This is a genomic window from Bradyrhizobium sp. UFLA01-814, assembly GCF_046718885.1.
In the GTDB taxonomy this organism is placed as follows: Bacteria; Pseudomonadota; Alphaproteobacteria; order Rhizobiales; family Xanthobacteraceae; genus Bradyrhizobium; species Bradyrhizobium elkanii.
In genome coordinates this window covers 1-19,384 of record NZ_JAQOSR010000045.1, presented here as the reverse complement: position 1 = coordinate 19,384, position 19,384 = coordinate 1, and the positions used below count along the sequence as shown (strand labels likewise).

The 19,384-nt window shown below is 63.9% G+C and carries 23 protein-coding genes; 10 read left to right on the top strand and 13 right to left on the bottom strand.

The genetic code is table 11. From position 1 onward, the window contains the following. Window positions 1-110 precede the first annotated feature (110 nt). Window positions 111-1,328, bottom strand: coding sequence for a glycosyltransferase family 87 protein (locus tag PMN64_RS16045; protein WP_411781320.1), 1,218 nt, complete (start codon window positions 1,326-1,328; stop codon window positions 111-113). Between the two features lie 526 nt (window positions 1,329-1,854). Here PMN64_RS16045 and PMN64_RS16040 point away from each other — a divergent pair. Further along, window positions 1,855-3,060, top strand: coding sequence for a glycosyltransferase family 87 protein (locus PMN64_RS16040; RefSeq protein WP_411781319.1), 1,206 nt, complete (start codon window positions 1,855-1,857; stop codon window positions 3,058-3,060). Window positions 3,061-3,100: 40 nt separating this feature from the next. Here PMN64_RS16040 and PMN64_RS16035 read toward each other — a convergent pair whose 3' ends face one another. The 4 genes from PMN64_RS16035 to fliL are packed head-to-tail and all read right to left on the bottom strand — an operon-like array spanning window position 3,101 to window position 6,092. After that, on the bottom strand, window positions 3,101-3,916 hold the full coding sequence (locus tag PMN64_RS16035) for a MotE family protein (protein ID WP_411781317.1): 816 nt from the start codon (window positions 3,914-3,916) through the stop codon (window positions 3,101-3,103). Further along, window positions 3,913-4,386 (bottom strand): DUF6468 domain-containing protein, encoded by a 474-nt coding sequence (locus tag PMN64_RS16030; RefSeq protein WP_411781316.1) that lies wholly within the window; start codon window positions 4,384-4,386, stop codon window positions 3,913-3,915. Before PMN64_RS16030 ends, PMN64_RS16035 begins: the two co-directional genes overlap by 4 nt. After that, on the bottom strand, window positions 4,383-5,585 hold the full coding sequence (fliM, locus tag PMN64_RS16025; protein ID WP_028339794.1) for a flagellar motor switch protein FliM: 1,203 nt from the start codon (window positions 5,583-5,585) through the stop codon (window positions 4,383-4,385). Before fliM ends, PMN64_RS16030 begins: the two co-directional genes overlap by 4 nt. A gap of 18 nt (window positions 5,586-5,603) precedes the next feature. Next, a complete protein-coding gene (gene fliL, locus PMN64_RS16020; RefSeq protein ID WP_028339793.1) occupies window positions 5,604-6,092 on the bottom strand; it encodes a flagellar basal body-associated protein FliL in 489 nt (162 codons plus the stop codon). Window positions 6,093-6,474: 382 nt separating this feature from the next. Here fliL and flgF point away from each other — a divergent pair, with 382 nt between their 5' ends. The 6 genes from flgF to PMN64_RS15990 all read left to right on the top strand — a co-directional run bounded on the left by flgF (window position 6,475) and on the right by PMN64_RS15990 (window position 11,011). Further along, window positions 6,475-7,239: a flagellar basal-body rod protein FlgF gene (flgF, locus tag PMN64_RS16015; RefSeq protein WP_411781315.1), complete on the top strand. Its 765-nt coding sequence runs from the start codon at window positions 6,475-6,477 to the stop codon at window positions 7,237-7,239. Between the two features lie 16 nt (window positions 7,240-7,255). Beyond that, the gene (gene flgG, locus PMN64_RS16010; RefSeq protein ID WP_028337173.1) at window positions 7,256-8,044 is read left to right on the top strand and encodes a flagellar basal-body rod protein FlgG; all 789 of its coding nucleotides are present in this window, start codon (window positions 7,256-7,258) and stop codon (window positions 8,042-8,044) included. A 2-nt stretch (window positions 8,045-8,046) separates the two neighbouring features. Further along, window positions 8,047-9,102: a flagellar basal body P-ring formation chaperone FlgA gene (flgA, locus tag PMN64_RS16005; protein ID WP_411781314.1), complete on the top strand. Its 1,056-nt coding sequence runs from the start codon at window positions 8,047-8,049 to the stop codon at window positions 9,100-9,102. A 5-nt stretch (window positions 9,103-9,107) separates the two neighbouring features. After that, window positions 9,108-9,860, top strand: a complete 753-nt coding sequence (gene flgH / locus PMN64_RS16000) for a flagellar basal body L-ring protein FlgH (protein WP_028337175.1) — start codon at window positions 9,108-9,110, stop codon at window positions 9,858-9,860. A gap of 326 nt (window positions 9,861-10,186) precedes the next feature. Continuing rightward, window positions 10,187-10,621 carry a hypothetical protein gene (locus PMN64_RS15995; protein ID WP_411781313.1) on the top strand — a complete coding sequence of 145 codons (435 nt, stop codon included), beginning with the start codon at window positions 10,187-10,189 and terminating at the stop codon, window positions 10,619-10,621. A 96-nt stretch (window positions 10,622-10,717) separates the two neighbouring features. Continuing rightward, entirely contained in the window at window positions 10,718-11,011 is a 294-nt protein-coding gene (locus tag PMN64_RS15990) for a hypothetical protein (protein WP_028337177.1), read from the top strand. A gap of 63 nt (window positions 11,012-11,074) precedes the next feature. On the opposite strand, the gene PMN64_RS15985 is transcribed toward PMN64_RS15990, so the two are convergent. From PMN64_RS15985 to PMN64_RS15960, 6 genes are all read right to left on the bottom strand, one after another. Continuing rightward, complete coding sequence (locus PMN64_RS15985; RefSeq protein ID WP_411781312.1) at window positions 11,075-12,028, bottom strand: phosphatase PAP2 family protein; 954 nt, start codon at window positions 12,026-12,028, stop codon at window positions 11,075-11,077. Window positions 12,029-12,386: 358 nt separating this feature from the next. Continuing rightward, complete coding sequence (locus PMN64_RS15980) at window positions 12,387-12,884, bottom strand: N-acetyltransferase family protein (protein WP_411781311.1); 498 nt, start codon at window positions 12,882-12,884, stop codon at window positions 12,387-12,389. A gap of 34 nt (window positions 12,885-12,918) precedes the next feature. After that, the gene (locus tag PMN64_RS15975; protein ID WP_411781310.1) at window positions 12,919-13,350 is read right to left on the bottom strand and encodes a DUF1801 domain-containing protein; all 432 of its coding nucleotides are present in this window, start codon (window positions 13,348-13,350) and stop codon (window positions 12,919-12,921) included. 59 nt (window positions 13,351-13,409) lie between these two features. Further along, complete coding sequence (locus PMN64_RS15970) at window positions 13,410-13,643, bottom strand: hypothetical protein (protein ID WP_411781309.1); 234 nt, start codon at window positions 13,641-13,643, stop codon at window positions 13,410-13,412. Between the two features lie 153 nt (window positions 13,644-13,796). After that, window positions 13,797-14,228, bottom strand: a complete 432-nt coding sequence (locus PMN64_RS15965) for an SRPBCC domain-containing protein (RefSeq protein ID WP_028341673.1) — start codon at window positions 14,226-14,228, stop codon at window positions 13,797-13,799. Continuing rightward, window positions 14,225-14,548, bottom strand: coding sequence for an ArsR/SmtB family transcription factor (locus PMN64_RS15960; RefSeq protein WP_016846748.1), 324 nt, complete (start codon window positions 14,546-14,548; stop codon window positions 14,225-14,227). Before PMN64_RS15960 ends, PMN64_RS15965 begins: the two co-directional genes overlap by 4 nt. A gap of 771 nt (window positions 14,549-15,319) precedes the next feature. On the opposite strand from PMN64_RS15960, the gene PMN64_RS15955 reads away from it, so the two are divergent. Then, the gene (locus PMN64_RS15955) at window positions 15,320-16,072 is read left to right on the top strand and encodes a carbonic anhydrase (RefSeq protein WP_411781307.1); all 753 of its coding nucleotides are present in this window, start codon (window positions 15,320-15,322) and stop codon (window positions 16,070-16,072) included. 224 nt (window positions 16,073-16,296) lie between these two features. Here PMN64_RS15955 and PMN64_RS15950 read toward each other — a convergent pair whose 3' ends face one another. Beyond that, window positions 16,297-17,082 carry a 2-keto-4-pentenoate hydratase gene (locus PMN64_RS15950; protein WP_411781306.1) on the bottom strand — a complete coding sequence of 262 codons (786 nt, stop codon included), beginning with the start codon at window positions 17,080-17,082 and terminating at the stop codon, window positions 16,297-16,299. A gap of 108 nt (window positions 17,083-17,190) precedes the next feature. Next, window positions 17,191-18,219: an SDR family oxidoreductase gene (locus PMN64_RS15945; RefSeq protein WP_411781305.1), complete on the bottom strand. Its 1,029-nt coding sequence runs from the start codon at window positions 18,217-18,219 to the stop codon at window positions 17,191-17,193. A 98-nt stretch (window positions 18,220-18,317) separates the two neighbouring features. On the opposite strand from PMN64_RS15945, the gene PMN64_RS15940 reads away from it, so the two are divergent. Next, complete coding sequence (locus PMN64_RS15940; protein WP_411781304.1) at window positions 18,318-18,749, top strand: winged helix-turn-helix transcriptional regulator; 432 nt, start codon at window positions 18,318-18,320, stop codon at window positions 18,747-18,749. 112 nt (window positions 18,750-18,861) lie between these two features. Continuing rightward, window positions 18,862-19,384: transposase (locus tag PMN64_RS15935; RefSeq protein ID WP_411781303.1), on the top strand; the 523-nt coding region annotated here is incomplete at its 3' end.

Genomic DNA, 19,384 nt, shown 5'->3' with positions numbered 1-19,384 from the left:
CTTCGGCGTGAGCATCTTGGCTTCGATCTTGGGAAGGTCGTCGGTCGAGGCCGATTTGTCGCCGCCGGCGCGGCGATTGGCGACCTAGCGCAAGGTGAGGTGCTCCGAACTCAGACCGCCGCGACCTCTCGCTCGCTATGCGCCGCTTGCCGCGTCTGCGTGCTCTCCCGGACCAGCAACCAACAGAACAGAATGATGACCGGAGAACCAAAAGGCAGCGGCTTCACGACCGACAGTTGATAGAGGACAGGTAGGTAGAAGGCCATCGGCGCGAGAAACGTCACGCCAAGCACCATTTTCGACCAGGCCGGAAAGCCGACCTTCAACCACTCGCGGAGCATCCAGGCCAGCGGCAGCGCCATGATGAGCATGTCGTAGAACAGGCAGAACGGCGTAATCAGAAGGCAGGCGAGCACGATGATCGAGCGTTCAGTGGCAGCACTGATCTTCTGACGCAACATCCAGACCAGCACACACACCATGCCCAGCGCCACGAGGCCGTGAATGATAAAGGCCGTGTTGACGCCGGCCCCGAGCAGGCGCGCTGTCGCGTACACGCTCTGCAGCAATGAAAACTCGACGTCGCCGTTCTCCAGAGCCTGTCGGGCCGAGTGAGAGACGTCGAGGAAGTTGAGCCACGTATCCAGGCCGAACAGCAGCACGGACAGCACGACGAGCGAAATCGACGACAGGCCTGCCCAGATCAGCGTGCGCCAGCGACCTGTGACGATCAGGGCAATCGGCACGGCCAGCGCCAAATGCGGCTTGATCACCATCAGCCCGAGGATTGCGCCCGCGAGCTTCGGCCTCCGGTCCATGATGTTGAGACCGCACCCAAGGATCGATGCCGTCAGAAAGGCGTTCTGCCCTGCCACGGCATTAAGATAGACCGGCGCATAGGCGAGGATCGCGACCAGGCACCAGGGCGTTCGCAAGATACGCCAGATCACCGCGGCGAACGACGCCGCCGTGATACCAATAAATACGAACAGCGAGACGAAATACGGCACGAGCGCGAGCGGCACGCACAAGAGCAGCATCGTCGGCGGATAGAAGAACGCCTCGTAGCCCTCTCGAAGGTATGGAGCCTCCGCGAGCAGATGCAATTCGGGTACATAAACCTCGGCGGGATGCCCGGCTAACACCTGGAGCGACGCTGCCCAGAATGTCAGGAAGTCCGAGCCGAGCAGAAAGTTATTCGCGCCATAGCCGCCATCGCGATAAAATAGCAAAAGCGACCTCGCAAGGGTCAGCACCAGCACAATAGCGACGCCACTCACATACAGTCGGGCGCGCGGCGCGGTGAGCCATGGCATGTCTTTCAGCATCGGCAATTCCTGAAACACCACCTTGAGACATAGCGACTTCAATTCCAGAATGACAAATCGGCTGCAACTTAACGCTACCGGTTAAGGCTACCATAACCCGGGTGCCCGGTGGCGATCGTGCCCATCGGGCAGAGCGCAAAAGACCTCCGCATCTCGCATTGGGATAAGATCGCAATCAGACACCTCTCGGCGTCGATACGCGTTTGGCTTCGCTGAGATCCCATCGAGCCCGCATGACCGGAGACAGCGAACATCCTCGTCTGCCAGCCGGCACATGGCGCTGCAGCGCCTCCGACTGCACCTTTGTCGTACGTGATGACGATGCCCCTGAAGCCGATGGCGTCGGCTTCCGTCTTTGCATCGAGAGGGTCACCCCCGATCCACCGGGCATGCGCGGAACCTCTGGCGATTAACCCAACGCCGCATGGAGATCGGCCACTCGCTTGCGCCACCGCCAGTTGCGGTATACAAACGCTTACATTTCAAGCAATTCTTAGTTTCTGGCAGTTTCATGAACGGATTTGGAATGGTGCGCGCCCGTGCGGAGCGCAGCGGATACGACCGTGCATTGGCCATTGCCTGCCTCATCGTGTTGGGCTTTACCCTGTACTGCGTGCTACCGAAAGTCGTTGACGGTACCGGCGCGACCGGGCTCGACTTTTCATGCTTTTGGAGCGCGGGGCAGATGGCTCTCGATGGCCATGCCGCCACCGCCTACGATTGGCCGCGGTTGCGGCAAGCGATCATTCAAATACACCCCAGCTTGAACCAGGCTCCGTTCCCCGTTTACGAGGTGCCGATACCGTTTTTCTACCCGCCGTTTTTTTTCTTTGCGGCGGCACTGCTGGCACTGCTGCCGTTTCCGACCGCGTTCTGGATCTGGAGCACCGCAAAGCTGCTGTGCTGGGCGCTCGTTGTTTCCGCCATCCGGCCGCGCTTTGCCGTACTGCTGCTGGCATTCGCCGTGCCGGCCGTCCTCTACGATTTCATTGTCGGCCAGAGCTCCCTGCTCGCGGCATCGCTGCTCGGCGCCATTCTGCTGACGCTGGACAGGCGTCCGATCGTCAGCGGCTTCCTGATCGCGCTGCTGATCTTCAAGCCGCAATATGGCGTCCTGCTTCCCCTCGTTCTGATAGCTACTGGACGCTGGACCGTCTTCATCACAGCCAGTTTGGTGGTACCGGTGCTCATGCTGCTCACCGGGCTTACCTTCGGCTGGGACACTTTTGAGGGGTTCCGTGAGGCAGCCATCTTCGCGACGACGCAGTTCCATCTCACCGGCACGCTGGCTTGGTACAAGCTGCAGAGCGTCTACGGCTTGCTTCGGTTTGCCGGCTTTGGCTACGGATCGGCCATCGCATTGCACGTCGCGGTCGCTGCCGCAGCCGCGACGTGGATGCTGATCATATGGCGCCGCAACGTCAGCTTCGCCGTCAAGGCCGCGAGCCTGCTCGTCGCAACATTGCTCGTCTCTCCCTACTTCGCGATCTACGATACGGCGCTACTGGCTCTCGCGCTCATCTTTCTCATGAACGCGCCCATGGCCGAACACGGCTCGCTTCTCTCGAATCGCTCCGAACTCCGGATCGGGTTCGGCGTGCTTGTCCTGGCGGGGTTCACCTACCCGGTCGCGCTCGTGCCCGTCGGTCCGTTCATGTGCGCGACCCTGATTGCGATGATCTGGATGAGATGCAGGCAACCCGGCGTTAAGCCGGATCTGGCTTACGGCTGAAGAGGCCACCACCAATTGGCGGACTTCCCGATAGCTCCCGTCAATTCGTCTTCGGCGTGAGCATCTTGCCTTCGATCTTGGGAAGGTCGTCGGTCGAGGCCGATTTGTCGCCGCCGGCACGACGGGCGAGTTCGACCGTGAGCCGTTCGGCGGCTTCCGGCTGCATCAGGCCGAGGATGTCGGACATCTTGCGCGGCTGGATCTGCGAGGCGATCTGGTAGAGCACGTTCATTTCCAGACGATCGAACACTTTTGCGGCGTCCTTCGGCTTCATGTTCTCGTACATGGTGACGATGCCCTTGAAACGCGCGGCATCGGCTTCCGCCTTTGCCGCGGCATCGGCATTCGCCTTGGCATCATTGGCCTTGGCCTCCTCGACCTTGGCCTCGATGCGCTTCTCGGCGGCCTTCAACAGGCTTTCGCGGATCTCGACCTCGCGCGCGCGCGTCTCGAGCTCCTGGCGGCGCGACTGCAACCGTTCCAGGATCGCGCGCTCCGACGCCGACACCGGCGCGGGCGCATCCAGATTGACGACAACGCCATCGGGCTTGGACGGCTCCGCGGCCGGTGCGGCCGGCTTCGGCGCCTCGTCCTTCTTGGCGTCCTTGTGCTCGACCGATCCCGTGATGTCGCCGGGATCGCCCTTGATCTTGCTGTCAACAACCACAGCCTTGCCGGCGCCGGGGAAGTTGAAGTTCTGCTGCGCCCAAGACGGGCCGGCTGCGCCGGCCGGCGGCGTATCGTCGGCAAACACGTAACCGCCATCGAGCACGAGGCCGGCAACCTTCAGCACCATCAGGCCGAAGATCGCGACCAGCACCACGGGCATCACTCTGATGTCACGAAGCAACTTCATGCAGCGAGGCCGCCGGCCCTCCTGCGCTCGGTGAAGGCTTCAGCCGCCGCGGCAACTGCGTGCGCGGCCGAGACCCTGGGCGCCGGCGCCGCTGGCGCGGTGGGCGCAACTGCCTGTGCCGGTGCATGCGCGGGCTCCGACGGCCGCGCGGCCAGCGCGATCTTGGACAGGCGGCGCACCACGTGGTCGCCCTCCGCCAGCTGGCTCTTCAGCAACGCCGACATCTGCGTCGCGGCATCGAGCTGGTTGCCGAGGTTCTCGTTGACGTCACGCACCGCGTGCTTCAACCCGCCGATCGCCCGCTCGGCGATCTCGGTCGCGGTGATCAGTTCGGCGATCGTCGCCTTCAGCGAATGCTCGTCGGCCTTCAGCCGCTGCAGGCGTTTGTTGAGCAGCCAGCAATAGCCGATCGTCAGCATCAGCAGCACGGCTACCAGACTCTCGATTGCTAGTCCAAGCACATGACTCATGGTGCCTCCATCATCTTGGTCCGCTCGTCCGCCTTCTCGAACATCGCGAAGGTGGTTTGGGGTTTACGCAAATTCTTGGTGACGCGGATCGCGACGCGATCGCCGACCCGGCCCATGCGCCCTTCCGTCAGGGTGACGTTGCCGCAGCGCACCGAGACCAGCGCGTCGGAGCGGATATCCAGCGGCAGGGTGTCGCCGACCTTGAGCTTCATCAGCTCCTTCAGCGGGATATCGGCTTCATAGAGCACCGCGTCGACCGAGATCTCGGCCTGCGCCACTTCGGTGGCGAAATGGCCCTCCCAGATCGGGTCGCGGCCGAATTTTTCGCCCATGAACATCTGCAACAGCACGTTGCGGATCGGTTCGATGGTGGCGTAGGGCAGCAGCAATTCGACATTGCCGCCGCGATCTTCCATGTCGATGCGCAGGCGCACCAGGATCGCGGCATTGGCCGGGCGGCTGATCGCGGCAAAGCGCGGGTTGGTCTCGAGCCGGTCAATGGTGAAGGTCACCGGCGACAGCGGCCGGAACGCCTGCTCGGCATCCGACAGCACCACCTCGACCAGCCGCTTGACGAGGTTGGTCTCGATCGTGGTGTAGGGCCGGCCCTCGATCTTGAGCTGGGTCTGGCCGCGGCGGCCGCCGAGCAGCACGTCGATCATCGAATAGATCAGGTTGGAGTCGACCATGGCGAGGCCGAAATTCTCCCACTCCTCCGCCTTGAACACCGAGAGCACCGCGGGCAGCGGGATCGAGTTCATGTAGTCGCCGAAGCGCACCGAGGTGATGCGGTCGAGCGAGACTTCGACGTTGTCGGAAGTGAAATTGCGCAAAGAGGTCGTCATCAACCGCACCAGGCGGTCGAACACGATTTCGAGCATCGGCAGACGCTCGTAGGACACCATCGCGGAATCGATGATGGCGCGAATGCCGGAATGGTCGTCGAGGCTGACGTCGCCGACCGTGAAGCCGAGGAGATTGTCGATCTCCTCCTGCGACAGCACGCGCTCGCCATTGGTGTTCTTGCCGCCGAAGTCGCGGCTGCCGTCCTCGACCATGGCGGCCCATTGCAGCGCCATGTTCTCGGTGAGCTCGTTCTTGGCGGCTTCCGCCGCGGCCGCCTCGGGATCCTCGGAATCGAGCGAGGCTTCCCATTGGGCCGCAATGGCGTCTTGGTCCATCTGGTCGTTGCCGGCCATGGCTTTACATCCACCCCGTCACTGGATCACGACTTCCTTGAACAGCACCGCGTTGACCTGGTTCGGTGCCAGCGCGAGATTGACGCGCTTGGTCAGTTCTTCCTTGAGGCGGAACAGGCCGGCCGAGCCGTTGAGGTCGCTCGGGCGCAGCTCGCGCATGTAGGTCTGGAACAGGTCGGTGACGCGCGGCAGCGCCGGCTTGATCGCCTCGACCTGCTTCTCTTCCTTGACCTCGAGCACGAGCTTCAGCTTGAGATATTGCACGCGCTCGCCGGGCGCGCCGACCAGATTGACCAGCATGTCCGGCACGTCGACGAAGCTCGGCGGCTTCGGCGGCGGCGCTTCGGCGTGCTGCTCCTCGCCGTGGCCGCGCATGAAGAAGAACCAGCCGCCGGCGCCCGCGCCGAGCACGACGAGGAAGCCGACGACGGCAATGATCAGTTTGAGCTTGCCCTTCTTCGGAGCGGCCGCGCCCTCGCCGCTCTCCGTCTTTTCCTCGTCCGCCATCGTCCGCTCGCTTCACCCAGAAGGATGCGAACGCGATTGGCACCAGCCCTGGCTTGAAGACGCGATACAAATGCCGCCGGCGCACACGCGCCCCAATAATGGCAACGCTAGGGTCATAATGGTTAACGGAAGCTTAGGATTTACCATCCACTAGGAAAAAACTGCCGGGCAAACATGGTCAACAAGACCTTTCTGCCGCCCCGTGCCGCACCCGGAAAAACACCTAAGCCATTCAAATAACACACTATTCCGAGTTGGCACGGATTTCGCTGAGAGGACGGCGTGACCTGAGGGTTTGGGAGAACCCAATGGTTACCGACGGGTCCGGCGTGAAGGTTTGGGAGAACCTGCATTCGGATCGCCTCACAGGGGAGAACCACCGATGCAGAATACCCTTCTGGTCGGCCTATCGAAGCAGATGGTGCTGGAACGGCAGATGGATGTCGTCTCCAACAACATCGCGAACATGAACACCAACGGCTACAAGGCCGACCGGTCGCTGTTCCAGGAATATCTGTCCTCGAACGCGCATGAGGACAATTTCGCGTCCTCCGACCGCCGCGTCTCCTTCGTGCAGGACCGCGCGACCTTCCACGATTTCTCGCAGGGCCCGACCGAAGAGACCAAGAACCCGCTCGACGTCGCGATCGACGGCAACGCCTTCCTGGTGGTGCAGACGCCGGGCGGCGAGCGCTACACCCGCGAAGGCAATCTGGCGATCAACAGTCGCGGCCAGCTCGTCACCGCCTCGGGCTACCAGGTGCTCGGCACCTCCGGCCCGATCACGTTCCAGCAGACCGACCACGACGTCAACATCGCCACCGACGGCAACATCAGCGTGCTCGAGGGCACGTCCCGCCTCGACTCGATCCGCGGCAAGCTGCGCCTCGTCTCGTTCGCGCAGGCCCAGCGCCTGCTGAAGGAAGGCTCCAACCTCTACGCGCCGGGCGAAGGCACGCAGGCGCTGCCGGACACTAAGGCGCAGATCCGCCAGGGCTTCATCGAGAAGTCGAACGTCAATTCCGTCGTCGAGATGAGCCGCATGATCGAGATCACGCGAACCTACACCCAAATCGCCTCGCTGCTGCAGCAGCAGAGCGACCTGCACAAATCGGCGATCGAGAAGCTCGCCGACGTGCCGAACTGATCCGGGGGATTGACCGATGCGCGCACTTTATACAGCTGCGACCGGAATGGCGGCACAGGAACTCAGCGTTCAGGTGATCTCCAACAACATCGCGAACCTGCGCACCACCGGCTACAAGAAGCAACGCGCCGCGTTCCAGGACCTGATCTACGACCATGTGCGCCGGGTCGGTGCGCAGGCCTCCGACCAGAACACCATCATGCCGATGGGCATCGACCTCGGCGGCGGCGTGAAGACCGTCGGCACGCCGCGCATGATGACCCAGGGCACGCTGTCGCCGACCGGCAACGACCTCGACATCGCGATCCGCGGCGAAGGCTTCTTCAAGATCCTGATGCCGGACGGCACCTTCACCTACACCCGCGACGGCTCGTTCCAGATGGACAATCAGGGCCGCATCGTCAACGCGCAGGGCAATTTGCTGCAGCCGACGATCACGATCCCGCAGAACGCGTCCGGCCTCACCATCAATGCGCAGGGCCAGGTCTCGGTGACGCTGCCGGGCCAAACCGCATCGACCAACATCGGCCAGATCGGCCTGACCCGCTTCATCAACAAGGCCGGCCTGATGCCGATCGGCGACAACCTGTTCCAGGAAACGCCGGCCTCCGGCCAGCCGCAGGACGGCACCGCCAATACCGACGGCTATGGCGACATGCAGCAGAGCAACCTCGAACAGGCCAACGTCGAGGTGGTCTCGGAAATCTCCGACCTGATCGCCGCGCAGCGCGCCTATGAGATGAACTCGAAGGTGGTCTCCGCCGCCGACCAGATGATGCAGTCGACCTCCAACCTGTTCCGCTGAGGATGATGTCGATGATCGCCCGCTCACTCCTGATCGCAGCCGCACTTCTTGCAGCCTCGATGACTTCGGCTGCCGCGCAAAGCCGCCGCGAGACCATCGCGGTGCCGACGCTGCGCGCCAGCATCACGGTCGCCGACGACATCGTGCGGGTCGGCGACCTCATCGACAATGCCGGCAGCGCCGGCAGCGTCGCGGTCTACCGCGCGCCGGACCTCGGCACGACCGGTACGCTGCCGGTCGCGCAGGTGCTGAACGTGTTGCGCTCGCACCAGGTGATCGGCGTCGACACCCGCGAGCTGAAGGAGATCACCGTCACCCGGCTGGCGCGCACCATCGACAGCAAGGAGATCGAGCAGCAGGTGTCGCGCGCGCTGGAGGGCCGCCACGGGCTCGGCAGGGCCGGCAACATCGCGCTGACCTTCGACCGCGATCCCGGCGACATCCGCCTCGAGGCGACCAATACCGGCGTGATGCAGCCGATCGCCGTGCGCTACGACCCGCGCTCGACGCGTTTCGACCTGACCTTCGAGATCGGCAACGACGCCGGCGCCGCGCCGTCGAAGCTGCGCTTCACCGGAACCGCGATCGAAACCATCGAGGCCGCCGTGCTGACGCGCAATGTCGAGCGCGGCGACGTGCTGAAGGCCTCCGACGTGATCGTCGAGCGCCGCCCGAAAGCCGAGATCGGCAACGACGCGGCAGTGCGCGACAGCGCCGTCGGCATGCAGGTCCGCCGCCAGCTCCGCCCCGGCCAGGCGCTGCGCGTCGCCGACCTCGCGAAGCCCGATCTCGTCACCCGCGACCAGAATGTCACGCTGATCTATCGCACCGCCGGCCTCTACCTGACGATCCGCGGCAAGGCGATGGACGGCGGCGCCGAGGGCGACACCGTCAGCGTGATGAATCTGCAGTCCAAGCGCGCCGTCTCCGGCGTCGTCACCGGCCGCGGCGAGGTCTCGATCTCGGTCGCGAGCCCGCGCCCGGCGCCGACCGCCGACGCCACCGAGTCCAATTCCGCTTCCGTCAAGCTGAGTTCAGTCGCACCAAACGCCGAGTAAAGTTCATGTCCCAGTACCGCATCAACCGCCTCGTCCTGACCGGTGCACTGCTCGCACTCGGAACGATCGCCAGCGGTTGCTCGTCGATCGACCGTCTCTCCCAGATCGGCGAACAGCCGAAGCTGTCGTCGATCGACAACCCAACCACCCAGCCCGGCTACAAGCCGGTGCAGATGCCGATGCCGAAGCCCGAGGTCGCCTCCTACAGCCCGAACTCGCTGTGGCGCAGCGGCTCCCGCGCCTTCTTCAAGGACCAGCGCGCCGCGCGCGTCGGCGACATCCTGACCATCACGGTGAACTTCACCGACAAGGCCGCGATCGCCAACGAGACCCAGCGCAGCCGCACCAATTCGGAAGACTCGGGCGTCACCAATTTCCTCGGCTCGCAGACCATCACGCAGCCGAACAAGATCCTGCCCGGCCGCATCCTGACCGCCGACTCCACGGCCTCCAGCGATGGCAAGGGCTCGGTCAACCGCCAGGAAGCGTTGCAGACCAACGTCGCCGCGGTCGTCACCCAGGTGCTGCCGAACGGCAATCTCGTGGTCGAGGGCAAGCAGGAGATCCGGGTCAATTTCGAAATCCGCGAGCTGATCGTGGCCGGCATCGTGCGCCCGGAGGACATCCAGAGCGACAACACCATCGATTCCTCGAAGATCGCCCAGGCCCGCATCGCCTATGGCGGCCGCGGCCAGATCACCGACGTGCAACAGCCGCGCTACGGCCAACAGGTTCTCGACGTGCTGCTGCCCTTCTAACGGCATGATCCCGCAAAGTGGAAACCGGTTTTCTGAAACGGATCATGCCTAAGTAGGACTTTTACGAGCTCCCACATCTCGTCGCGAACCTAGGCGCGGCGCGGTGTACCAACACGGCCCTCGCTAGCTCCCCTGGCGGGGGCCGTGGCTTTTGTGACCGGTGGCGTGCGCCGGCCCGATCGCCGCACACCAGTCCGATACCGCTTCACGAAAGTCGCGCCATCGCCTTCTCGGTTCGTTAACCCTCGCAGCAGCGCACAGTAGAAGTCCCGGCGCTTGCAACGTAGGGAGACGACAACGCAGGGTTTTCTGTTTGTATGACGGTCATGCAAAGAGATGGAAAATATGCGGCGTGGTTCCGGACGCCGCAGGGCGAAGGCACCGGAATAGTCCAGCTCGCAAATGGCAGGATCTCGGGCGGCGACGCCATGTTCACCTATGGCGGCACCTATCAGCTCGATCAGGACCGCTTCACGGCGACGCTGACGACGCACCGCTATGCCGACGGTCCGTTCACCACCGTGTTCGGATGCGACGAGGTCGAGGCGCACCTGACCGGCTCGTTCAACGGCAACCGGGCGGTGTGCTCGGGCACGGCCAAGCAGGCCCCCGGCGTGCTGTTCGAAGCCACGCTGTTTCTGCAGCAGCAGGAGCCGGAGCCCGCCCCCGGCCCAAGGACCACGACAACGCGCGCGGGTGTGGCGAGGCTGCCGAAGCTCCCCGACCGACGCACGACGGTCGTGAGCAGGCGTTTCAGCTAATCCGTCCGCAATCCCGATGGCGTCGCCACCCGGTCCGGCGTACGATCGCGCATGCGCGAAGCGCAGCCCGATCGATGCAGCCGGAAGGAGGAACGCATGTATGCCGCCATCCGTCACGCCAAGGCGAAGACTGGTAGCGCCGAAGAACTCGCGCGCCGGATCAAGGAAGGCGCAATCCCGATCATCAGCGACGTCGAAGGCTTCATGGCCTATTACGTGGTCTATGCCGGCGACGATACGGTCACCGCGATCAGCGTCTTCAACAACCATGCCGGCGCCGAAGAGGCCAACCGCCGCGCGCTGGCCTGGATCGACGACAATCTCGGTCCATTGCTGGTTGGGCAGGCCACCGCAGTGGCCGGCCCGGTGATTGTGCATACGAAGGCGTGACGGCCGCGCCAGGCAAGCTTCGCCCGGCAGGCGCGGTCCATCGCCGTCCGGAACTCGGCTGGCTCACCTCGCCGGCGGCGCAAGCTGCAGCAGCAGCTTCGGTCGTCGATGCTCGGCCGGCGTGAGACGCGCACCAATGCGATTCACGGCATAGATCGATGCGGCCGCCACCGCCAGCCCGGCCACGATATCGGCGAAGTAGTGACCGCCTCCGACTGGAGTCGCCGCCAGCATCACCGCATTCCAGAGCAGGCCGACAGCTCTCAGCCAACGGATCGGCCAACACGCCCACACGTACAGCGCCGCGGAAACCGCGTGAAAGCTCGGAAAGGTCAGGACCGATCCCAGCTGAAACACGTCGAGCAACCTTGTCGTGCCGTTGCGGACGAGCGGCAGCTCTTTCAAGGTCTGGTAATAGACACTCGGTTCAATATGCGAATAGTCGGCCGGCACAAGCCCGAGTGTCCCGTAGACGCCCGTAGCCGGAACCAGGGTCGAGATGCCGGTCGTCACAATCAGGCCTATCGTGACGGCGAGCACCAGTTCCGCCGCGCGTCGATACTGTCCGATCAGGCTGAGCAGGAGCAGCAACCCGAACAGCTCAGCCCAAATGGAGTTGTAGGCCTGTGCGAGCACGCTGATCAGAACGGGTCGATTGTTGACAAAATCCAGATAGGCGAGGAAATCCAGGCCAAGGAACCGGTCGAACGCGAGCAGATTGGCATCCTGCATCGGCAGATTCGCCGACGCCGCAATGTATCCGAGCGACGCGGCCAACATGGCGACGAAGACGATCTGCGGTACGACGAACAGCGTCGCGTAGATTCGCGTGTCGCTGGAGGCCGACCTCATATTGAGATACCCGCACGATCCGTAGAAGCCGGCCACTCCTGCGACGACGAGGTAACCGCTGGCGCGCACCCGAAAGTCGGTCAGGACAAGCGCGCATAGGAAGACGGCCAGGATCGCGGCGATCAAGATCCAATTCAGCTGCAACAGGCGCTTGGCAACCGCCAAGTCCGCGTCCTCGCCCGGAATCGCTCGAGCGTCCGCCGGCCGCGTTATTGCTGATCGATGCTGGTGGGGTCGAGACGTGCGAGGCTGCTGCGATCTCGGATAGGCTTCCTCTGGAATATTGATGTCGGCCGGCGATTCGATCCCTCGCGGGACAACCAACTCACTGAACATTGCGACTGCCATTCCAGCGGGCGCTTCGACATGAGGCCCGCTCATTCCACAGCCACAGGTTTAGCAGTCACGCATTAAGTTGCGTCGGTACGTCGCTACAACCGGGCGACTTTCATGTCCAATGGTGAACGACTTATTTCGTTAGATTTCTGAAAGGGGAATTGGGTTCCCATGCACGAAGGCCCAGCTACTGATCCGGCCTGTCGCTCAGCACAATGAGAACCTTGCCGTCGAAGTCGTATCGCGCGACCTCGCGCATGCCGAGCCGCAGATGCGCCCTGAGCGAGCGCGGGTTGTCTTCCCTGATGAAGAGGATTGCCTCGCGGCCGGGGAACGTCGCCTGAAGCTTCGCGTACAACGCTTCCAGGACGCCAAGGCCGCGCGCGTCCCGCGAGACGCACACCGGGCCGTAGACATATGCATCGGGACTGCCTGGCCAGGCCTTCAGCATGGCCTGCACCGGCGGCGCCTCGCCGTATCCCTTCTCCGACGTCAGGAGCGCGCCGAGCAATCTGCCCTCATCATCGGTCGCGACGACGATCGGCTGCCCGTTTGCAATGCGCGTCTCGATCACCTCGCGCGGCCATTGCCCGAGCAGCATGCCGCCGCGGTCGCCGGCGTTGGCCGTCAGCAGCGCGGAGATGGAGTCCGCATCCGGCGATGTGGCGAGCCTGGTCTTGATCATCTCGGGTGGATCGCGAGCACCATGGCGGCGCAGCTCACGCCTTCTTCTTCGCGGTCGCGCGGGTACCCGCGGCCTTCTTCGCCGGCTTCTTCGCGGATTTTTTGGATTTAGCCTGGTTAAGCTCGATCGCGGCACGAATGAGCGTCTTCAGCGCAGGGGCGTCGACCTTGTCGCCCTCGAACAGATCAATCGCGCGCCGCGCATTGCCCTCGAAGCCGGTGTTGAACAGCTTGTCGGGGTCCGGCAGCTGCGCACCATACATGAAGGTCAGCTTGACCTTGCCCTTGTGGGCGTTGCCGACCGCGATGATGCCGTCGCGCGACCACACCGGGCTGCCCATCCACTTCCACTCCTCGATGATCTCAGGATCGGCGGCGAGAATGCTCTTGCGCAGGCTGGCGAGCGTCTTGCCGCGCCAGTCGGTGAGGTCCTCGATCATCCGGTCGATACGTTCCGATGCCGTCATTGCTGTCTCTCGCGCCTCATCCGCCCCAAATCGTCACGTCAAGTCGTCACGTCATGCAATCACACTTGGGATGCGGACGTCGATCCCCCATGCTGATGCCGCGGCGACAGATAGGGCAACGCGAACAGATAGAGGCCGCTGAGCAGCATGAAGATCAGCGGGAACAGCGCCAGCAGGCCGATCCAGACCGCCTGGTGCTGCAGGATCATGGCGACGATGTTGATGATGACGGCAACCGTGAAGGCGATCGAGAGCCAGCGGTGCGATTGCCGGATCCAGTTGTTCCAGTTCAATGTGACCTCCTGTTGGTGGGTGAATGATCCAGCGTCATTGCGAGGAGCGGCAGCGACGAAGCAATCCATGTTTCCGCATATGCGGCGATGGATTGCTTCGCTTCGCTCGCAATGACGAGAGAGAGAGAGAGAGAGAGAGAGAGAGAGAGACCGTCAACCTTCCCGCGCCATCAGCTGATCGAGATTCTCGAGGAACTGCTTCCATCCGGCATGGGCGCCGCCATAGGCCTGCTTCTGATGCGGCTGGAAGCCGGACTGCTCGACGCGCAGATGGGTGCCGGTGGCCGTCGGCGTCAGCGTGAAGACCACGACGCTCTCGAGATTGTAGGCGGCATCCGCATGCGCGAAATTCCAAGTGTAGGACAGCGTCTTGTGCGGCTCCACGGTGAGCACCTTGCAGTCCAGCACGCCGCCCCACTCGCCGCGCAGGTTGAAGCTGTGCCCGACCTCGGGCTTGAAATCGTTTTTCATCAGCCACTCCTCCATCAGATGCGGTTGGGTCAGCGCGCGCCAGAGCTTTTCCGGCGGATGAGGAAATTCACGCTCGACGATCGCGGAGCGCGTTTCAGCGGTGGTCTTGTTCATTGGTCCATCCTTTTGAGGAGATCTTCGAGGTGGTCGAACCGGTTCTGCCAGAAGCCCGCCATCTGGCTGGTCCAGTCGATCAGCGGCGCCAACGCGCCGAGTTGCGCGCTGTAATGGGTCTGCCTGCCTTCATGGCGGTCGCGCACCAGCCCGGCTTGCTTCAGCACACCGAGATGCTTCGACACCGCCGGCTGCGAAATCCTGGCGCGGGCCGTCAGGGCGCCGACGGTCTGCTCGCCCTCGCGGCACAGGCGCTCGAAGATGGCCCGGCGGGTCGGGTCTGCAAGGGTTCGAAACAGGATGTCGTGAGCGTCTGGCATTTGCGATCAATAACCCATTGGTTATGGATTAACGTATAACCGTCCAGCTATGGATCAGTCAACCGCAAACTTCGGCGGTTCGGCCACGCCACGCTAGCTGGGTCTTCCGGCTCGATCGCACAACAGGACCGCCCGGGCCTTTCATAACCCGCAGGTTATCCGGTGGCGCCGACCGGCCCGTCGGGCAACTCAGGGCGGAACGAAGAGCAAAGCTCGGGCAAATCATCTCGCGAGAATGTGGAAGTTTGACTTACAACGCGCGCAACACATTCCATGTCGTCCTGGCGAAAGCCAGGACCCATTACCCCAAATCTCAATTGTTGCGCGACGCTGGGGCTACGATCCCGTTCATGATCAAGTGCGGTGGTTATGGGTCCTGGCTTTCGCCAGGACGACGATCGTGTGTGTCCGCACCGTTATCGCCCGGCTCGCCGCCTCCCTAAAGCTTCGGCGCGCCAGAGATGCATGGCCTCGTCGAAGCCTTGGCGAAGACGGGACCCGGGCGATCCAGTACGCCGCGGGCCTCTCGGCTCAAGCACAGCCGTCTCTGCAATACTGGATCACCCGCTTTCGCTTTAGCGGGTCATCACACTGCGCTGTTTGACATCTTGAATTGCGACTCGTCCTCACCGTTATCCCTGCCTAGTGCGCAATTGCACATGGGAGCAGGGACCGTGCATGAAACCGTGTCGTTGCGGTGGCACTGCGCATGATCTACAACCTTTGCACGGACGCGATTGCTATTCTTGGATAATTTTACGGAGATTTTTGATGTGCCAGCTTTGCGAAATCACAGCTCCCACCCAGACCTCCCGGCGCCGCTTCCTCGCTGCCGCGGCCTGCACCGCCGCCAGCCTCGCCCTTGCATCGCCGGTTTCCGCCAAGGAAACCAAATCGCCGCCGAAGCCACAGAACGTGCTGGCGCCGGACGCGGCGCTGGACCGGCTGGTGAAGGGCAATCTCCGCTATGTCGAAGGCGTCTCGCGGCGGCATGATTTCAAGCACGAGCGCGAGGCGCTGGCCGGCGGACAGAATCCGTTCGCCGGCATCCTGAGTTGCGCGGACTCCCGCATCGCACCGGAATACGCGTTCGACACCGGCCGCGGCGATCTGTTCGTCTGCCGCATCGCCGGCAATTTCGCCAGCGACGAGATGATCGCGAGCCTGGAATATGCATCGGCCGTGCTCAACGTGCCGCTGTTCATGGTGCTCGGCCACGACAGCTGCGGGGCGGTCGACGCCGCCATCAAGTCGCTGAAGGACAACGCCACCCTGCCCGGCCATCTGCCCTCGCTGGTCAATGCGATCGCGCCGGCAGTGAAGGCGACCGAGGGCAAGGGAGGCGACCGGCTCGCTAACGCCATCAGGCAGAACGTCATCGACAACGTCGCGAAGCTGAAATCGGCGACGCCGATCCTCAGCGCCGCGGTCGATCAGGGCAAGCTCCGGGTGGTCGGCGCGGTCTATCGGCTGACCGACGGCAAGGTCGAGCTCGTCACGGACACCAAACGCCCGACGACTTGAAAGTCAGGTGAATTCAAGTCAAGTCAAGGTCGCGCTGCACATTCGATGTCGTCCCTGCGAAAGCAGGGACCCATAACCACGAATGCTAATTGTTGCATGGCGCCGGAACGACGAGCGCGGTTCACGACGGCCGCCGCGGGGTATGGGTCCCTGCTCCCGTGCGCAATTGCGCACTAGGCAGGGACGACATCTTTTATGCGGAGGCAGGCTCGCACAACGTTGCCTCACGTAAAGGCCGCTTCCACCTTGCCGAGACCGTCGAGCTCCATCACGACCGTGTCGCCCGCATTCAGCCACACCGTCTTGACCAGGCTGCCGGTCAGCACGATCTGGCCGGCATGCAGGCCACGGCCTTCAGTGGCGAGATGATTGGCGAGCCAGGCGAGCGCGTTGTGGGGATGCCCGAGCACGTCGGCGCCGGTGCCGCGGCCTTCTTCCTTACCGTTGACGATCGCGCGTCCCGCGACCGCGCGCAGATCGGGCACGGTGATGCGCGGCACCTCCTCCCCGAGCACGCAACCGGCGGCGAAGAAGTCGTCGGCAATCAGCGTCGGCGCGCCAAGCGTCTCCCATTTGACATAGCGGTCGTCGACGATCTCGATCGCGGGATAGTAGGCATCGATCGCTTCCGCGACCCATTCGGCGGTGAACGGCGCTTCGCTCGGAGCGAGATCGCGGGCGAGCCGCACCGCGATCTCGCACTCGACGCCGACATGGACGAACTCGGCCGCCGGCAGCCGCACGCCGCTGTCATGCACGACCTTCTCGAACACGCCACCGCCACAGGGGTGCGGGATGTTGATATATTCCTGCATCACCGCGCTGGTGCAGCCGATCTTGTAGCCGACGAGGCTGCCCACGTGTGGCTGCATCAGATCGTGCAGCGCGTACTGCACCTGGTAGCCTTCGGCCTCGTCGCGCGGCGCGACGTCCTTCGGAAGCGCCTTGAGCGGCGCCCGGCTGCGACGCGCGCTGGCGATCGCCTTTGCGGCCGCGAGGACCCGATCCATCTGCGCAGCCTCCCTGGTGTTCTCGGCGGCGCGGTGGCGCCTCCGTCTGCTCGCAGCAATTCAGCACTCGCCGACCCGTCTGGCAAGCACGCTGGACGGGAGCTGCCGTCAGGCCTTGACGAGGCCGAGCCGGATCAGGCTCTCGGCGGTCGCGACGATCATCTCCTCATTGCCGCGCGGGCGCCAGCCGAGCAGGTTTTGCGCCTTGGCGCTGGTCGCGCGGCGCACCTTGCCGAGCAGCGGCAGCGCGGCGCGGGCCATCGGGTTGCGCCGTGCGGCGAGCCGCATCATCCAGTCCGGCGCCTGGAACCGTGGCACGCGCCGCGCCTTGCTGCCGAGTCTTGCGCGCAGCACCCGGGCGACCCCGAGGATCGACATGGTCTCGCCGGCGACCGCCAGGAAGCGCTCACCGCTCGCCTTGGGCGACATCATGGCGCGCAGATGCAGGTCGGCGACATCGCGCACGTCGACGAGGCCGAAATGGATCCGCGGCACCGCCGGCATCGCGCCGTCGAGCAGCGCCTTGATGATGCCGATCGACTCGGAGAAGTCGGCACCGAGCGCCGGGCCGAACACCGCGGTGGGGTTGACCACGGCAAGCTCGAGGCCATTGCCTTCGCGCGCGACGAAATCCCAGGCGGCGCGCTCGGCCAGCGTCTTGGATTTCGGATAGGCCTGCACGCCGGGACCATCGAGATTGGACCACACCGTCTCGTTGAACGGCGCCGCTTGCGGCGGATGGCCGTAACCGATCGCCGCGAACGACGACGTCACGACGACGCGCTTGACGCCGGCGTCGCGCGCCGCGCGCAACACCCGCAGCGTGCCTTCCCGCGCCGGGACGATCAGCTCATTCTCGTCCTCTGGCACATAGGCGCCGAGCGGCGATGCGACATGCAGCACGTAGTCGCACCCGGTGGCCGCCTCGCGCCAACCGTCGTCGCGCAGCAGGTCGGCCGTGACGAAGCCGACCTGGTCGGGCGCCGGCGCACCGCCCTCGCGCAGCATCGCGATCACGTCGTTGCTGCGCCCCGGATTGCGCACCGTCGTTCGCACCGCATGCCCGTCGGCAAGCAGCTGCAGAATCGTATGCACGCCGATGAAACCCGATCCGCCTGTGACCAATACCGTGCTCATGTCCCTGCCCTCTTCATGTTCGGCGGATGGGCCCAACATTGCACTGCCCGCCCTGCACAGGCCGCATCTGGTCACCTATCTGACCTTGGACAAGTAGGATGAAATTCGAGACCGGTATGGAAAACAATACCAGCGATATGTGTGACGGCGGTGAATGCGAGAGCTGTCCGACCGACCCCAATGTGCTGATCGAATTCAAGCACGCGATCCACGCGCTCGGGGGAAAATGGAAGCTCGAGATCCTGTTCACGCTGATGAATGGCGGCGTGCGGTTCGGCGCGCTGCGCCGCGCGCTCGCGCCGATCACCCAGCATATGCTGACCGCGCAGCTGCGCGAGCTCGAGCGCGACGGCCTGGTGGCGCGCAAGGTGCTCGCCGAGAAGCCGCTGCAGGTCGAATACGAGCTGACGGATTCGGCCTGGGGCCTGACGCCGGCTTTCCGCGAATTGCTGGCATGGTCGAAGACGTTCGGCCCGCGCCGCAGTGCCGCGGCAGCAAGCGAGATGACAGTCGGAGCCGGAGTCAATTGAGTGAAGTCCGATCGTATCGGCGACGGGACTCGGCCCCCTCTCCCGCTTGCGAGGGCTTTGCGCAAAGGGGAATCTGCGATTCTCTAAGACCGATCTGAAGGGGGAGGCGGGGATGGCGTATCGGCAGGTTGGTCAAGCGAGCTTCGCAGATGCGCTGGTGTCGCGGCGGGGGAAAGGGAGTTCGGTGCTGAGGCGGATTTGCGAGCTGGTCGATTGGGCGGCTGTGGAGTGCGTGCTGCGCAGCCTTGCTGAACCGGAGCGTGGAGCGCCGCCCTATCCACGGCTGGTGATGTTCAAGGCGTTGCTGTTGCAGCAATGGTATGGGTTGTCTGATCCGGAGCTGGAGGAGGCGCTCGATGATCGGGCCTCGTTCCGCGAATTCTGCGGCTTTGTGCTCGGTGACGAGACGCCCGACCACACGACGATCTGGCGCTTCCGCGAAGCTTTGCAGCAGGCCGATCTGGAGGAGAGGCTGTTCGGCGAGATCCTGCGCCAGATCGACGCGCGCGGGCTGGTGCTGCGCCGGGGCACATTGATCGATGCGAGCCTGATCCCGGCGGCGGTGAAGCCGCCGAAGCCGCCGAAAGACCCGCTGCCGCTCGGCCCGGACGGGCGTGCGCCGAGCAAGCTGGTCA

Coding starts and splice junctions, on each gene's coding strand:
- PMN64_RS16045 (WP_411781320.1), bottom strand. CDS start 1,328: ATGCTGAAAGACATGCCATGGCTCACCGCGCCGCGCGCCCGACTGTAT.
- PMN64_RS16040 (WP_411781319.1), top strand. CDS start 1,855: ATGGTGCGCGCCCGTGCGGAGCGCAGCGGATACGACCGTGCATTGGCC.
- PMN64_RS16035 (WP_411781317.1), bottom strand. CDS start 3,916: ATGAAGTTGCTTCGTGACATCAGAGTGATGCCCGTGGTGCTGGTCGCG.
- PMN64_RS16030 (WP_411781316.1), bottom strand. CDS start 4,386: ATGAGTCATGTGCTTGGACTAGCAATCGAGAGTCTGGTAGCCGTGCTG.
- fliM (WP_028339794.1), bottom strand. CDS start 5,585: ATGGCCGGCAACGACCAGATGGACCAAGACGCCATTGCGGCCCAATGG.
- fliL (WP_028339793.1), bottom strand. CDS start 6,092: ATGGCGGACGAGGAAAAGACGGAGAGCGGCGAGGGCGCGGCCGCTCCG.
- flgF (WP_411781315.1), top strand. CDS start 6,475: ATGCAGAATACCCTTCTGGTCGGCCTATCGAAGCAGATGGTGCTGGAA.
- flgG (WP_028337173.1), top strand. CDS start 7,256: ATGCGCGCACTTTATACAGCTGCGACCGGAATGGCGGCACAGGAACTC.
- flgA (WP_411781314.1), top strand. CDS start 8,047: ATGATGTCGATGATCGCCCGCTCACTCCTGATCGCAGCCGCACTTCTT.
- flgH (WP_028337175.1), top strand. CDS start 9,108: ATGTCCCAGTACCGCATCAACCGCCTCGTCCTGACCGGTGCACTGCTC.
- PMN64_RS15995 (WP_411781313.1), top strand. CDS start 10,187: ATGCAAAGAGATGGAAAATATGCGGCGTGGTTCCGGACGCCGCAGGGC.
- PMN64_RS15990 (WP_028337177.1), top strand. CDS start 10,718: ATGTATGCCGCCATCCGTCACGCCAAGGCGAAGACTGGTAGCGCCGAA.
- PMN64_RS15980 (WP_411781311.1), bottom strand. CDS start 12,884: ATGATCAAGACCAGGCTCGCCACATCGCCGGATGCGGACTCCATCTCC.
- PMN64_RS15975 (WP_411781310.1), bottom strand. CDS start 13,350: ATGACGGCATCGGAACGTATCGACCGGATGATCGAGGACCTCACCGAC.
- PMN64_RS15965 (WP_028341673.1), bottom strand. CDS start 14,228: ATGAACAAGACCACCGCTGAAACGCGCTCCGCGATCGTCGAGCGTGAA.
- PMN64_RS15960 (WP_016846748.1), bottom strand. CDS start 14,548: ATGCCAGACGCTCACGACATCCTGTTTCGAACCCTTGCAGACCCGACC.
- PMN64_RS15955 (WP_411781307.1), top strand. CDS start 15,320: ATGTGCCAGCTTTGCGAAATCACAGCTCCCACCCAGACCTCCCGGCGC.
- PMN64_RS15950 (WP_411781306.1), bottom strand. CDS start 17,082: ATGGATCGGGTCCTCGCGGCCGCAAAGGCGATCGCCAGCGCGCGTCGC.
- PMN64_RS15945 (WP_411781305.1), bottom strand. CDS start 18,219: ATGAGCACGGTATTGGTCACAGGCGGATCGGGTTTCATCGGCGTGCAT.
- PMN64_RS15940 (WP_411781304.1), top strand. CDS start 18,318: ATGAAATTCGAGACCGGTATGGAAAACAATACCAGCGATATGTGTGAC.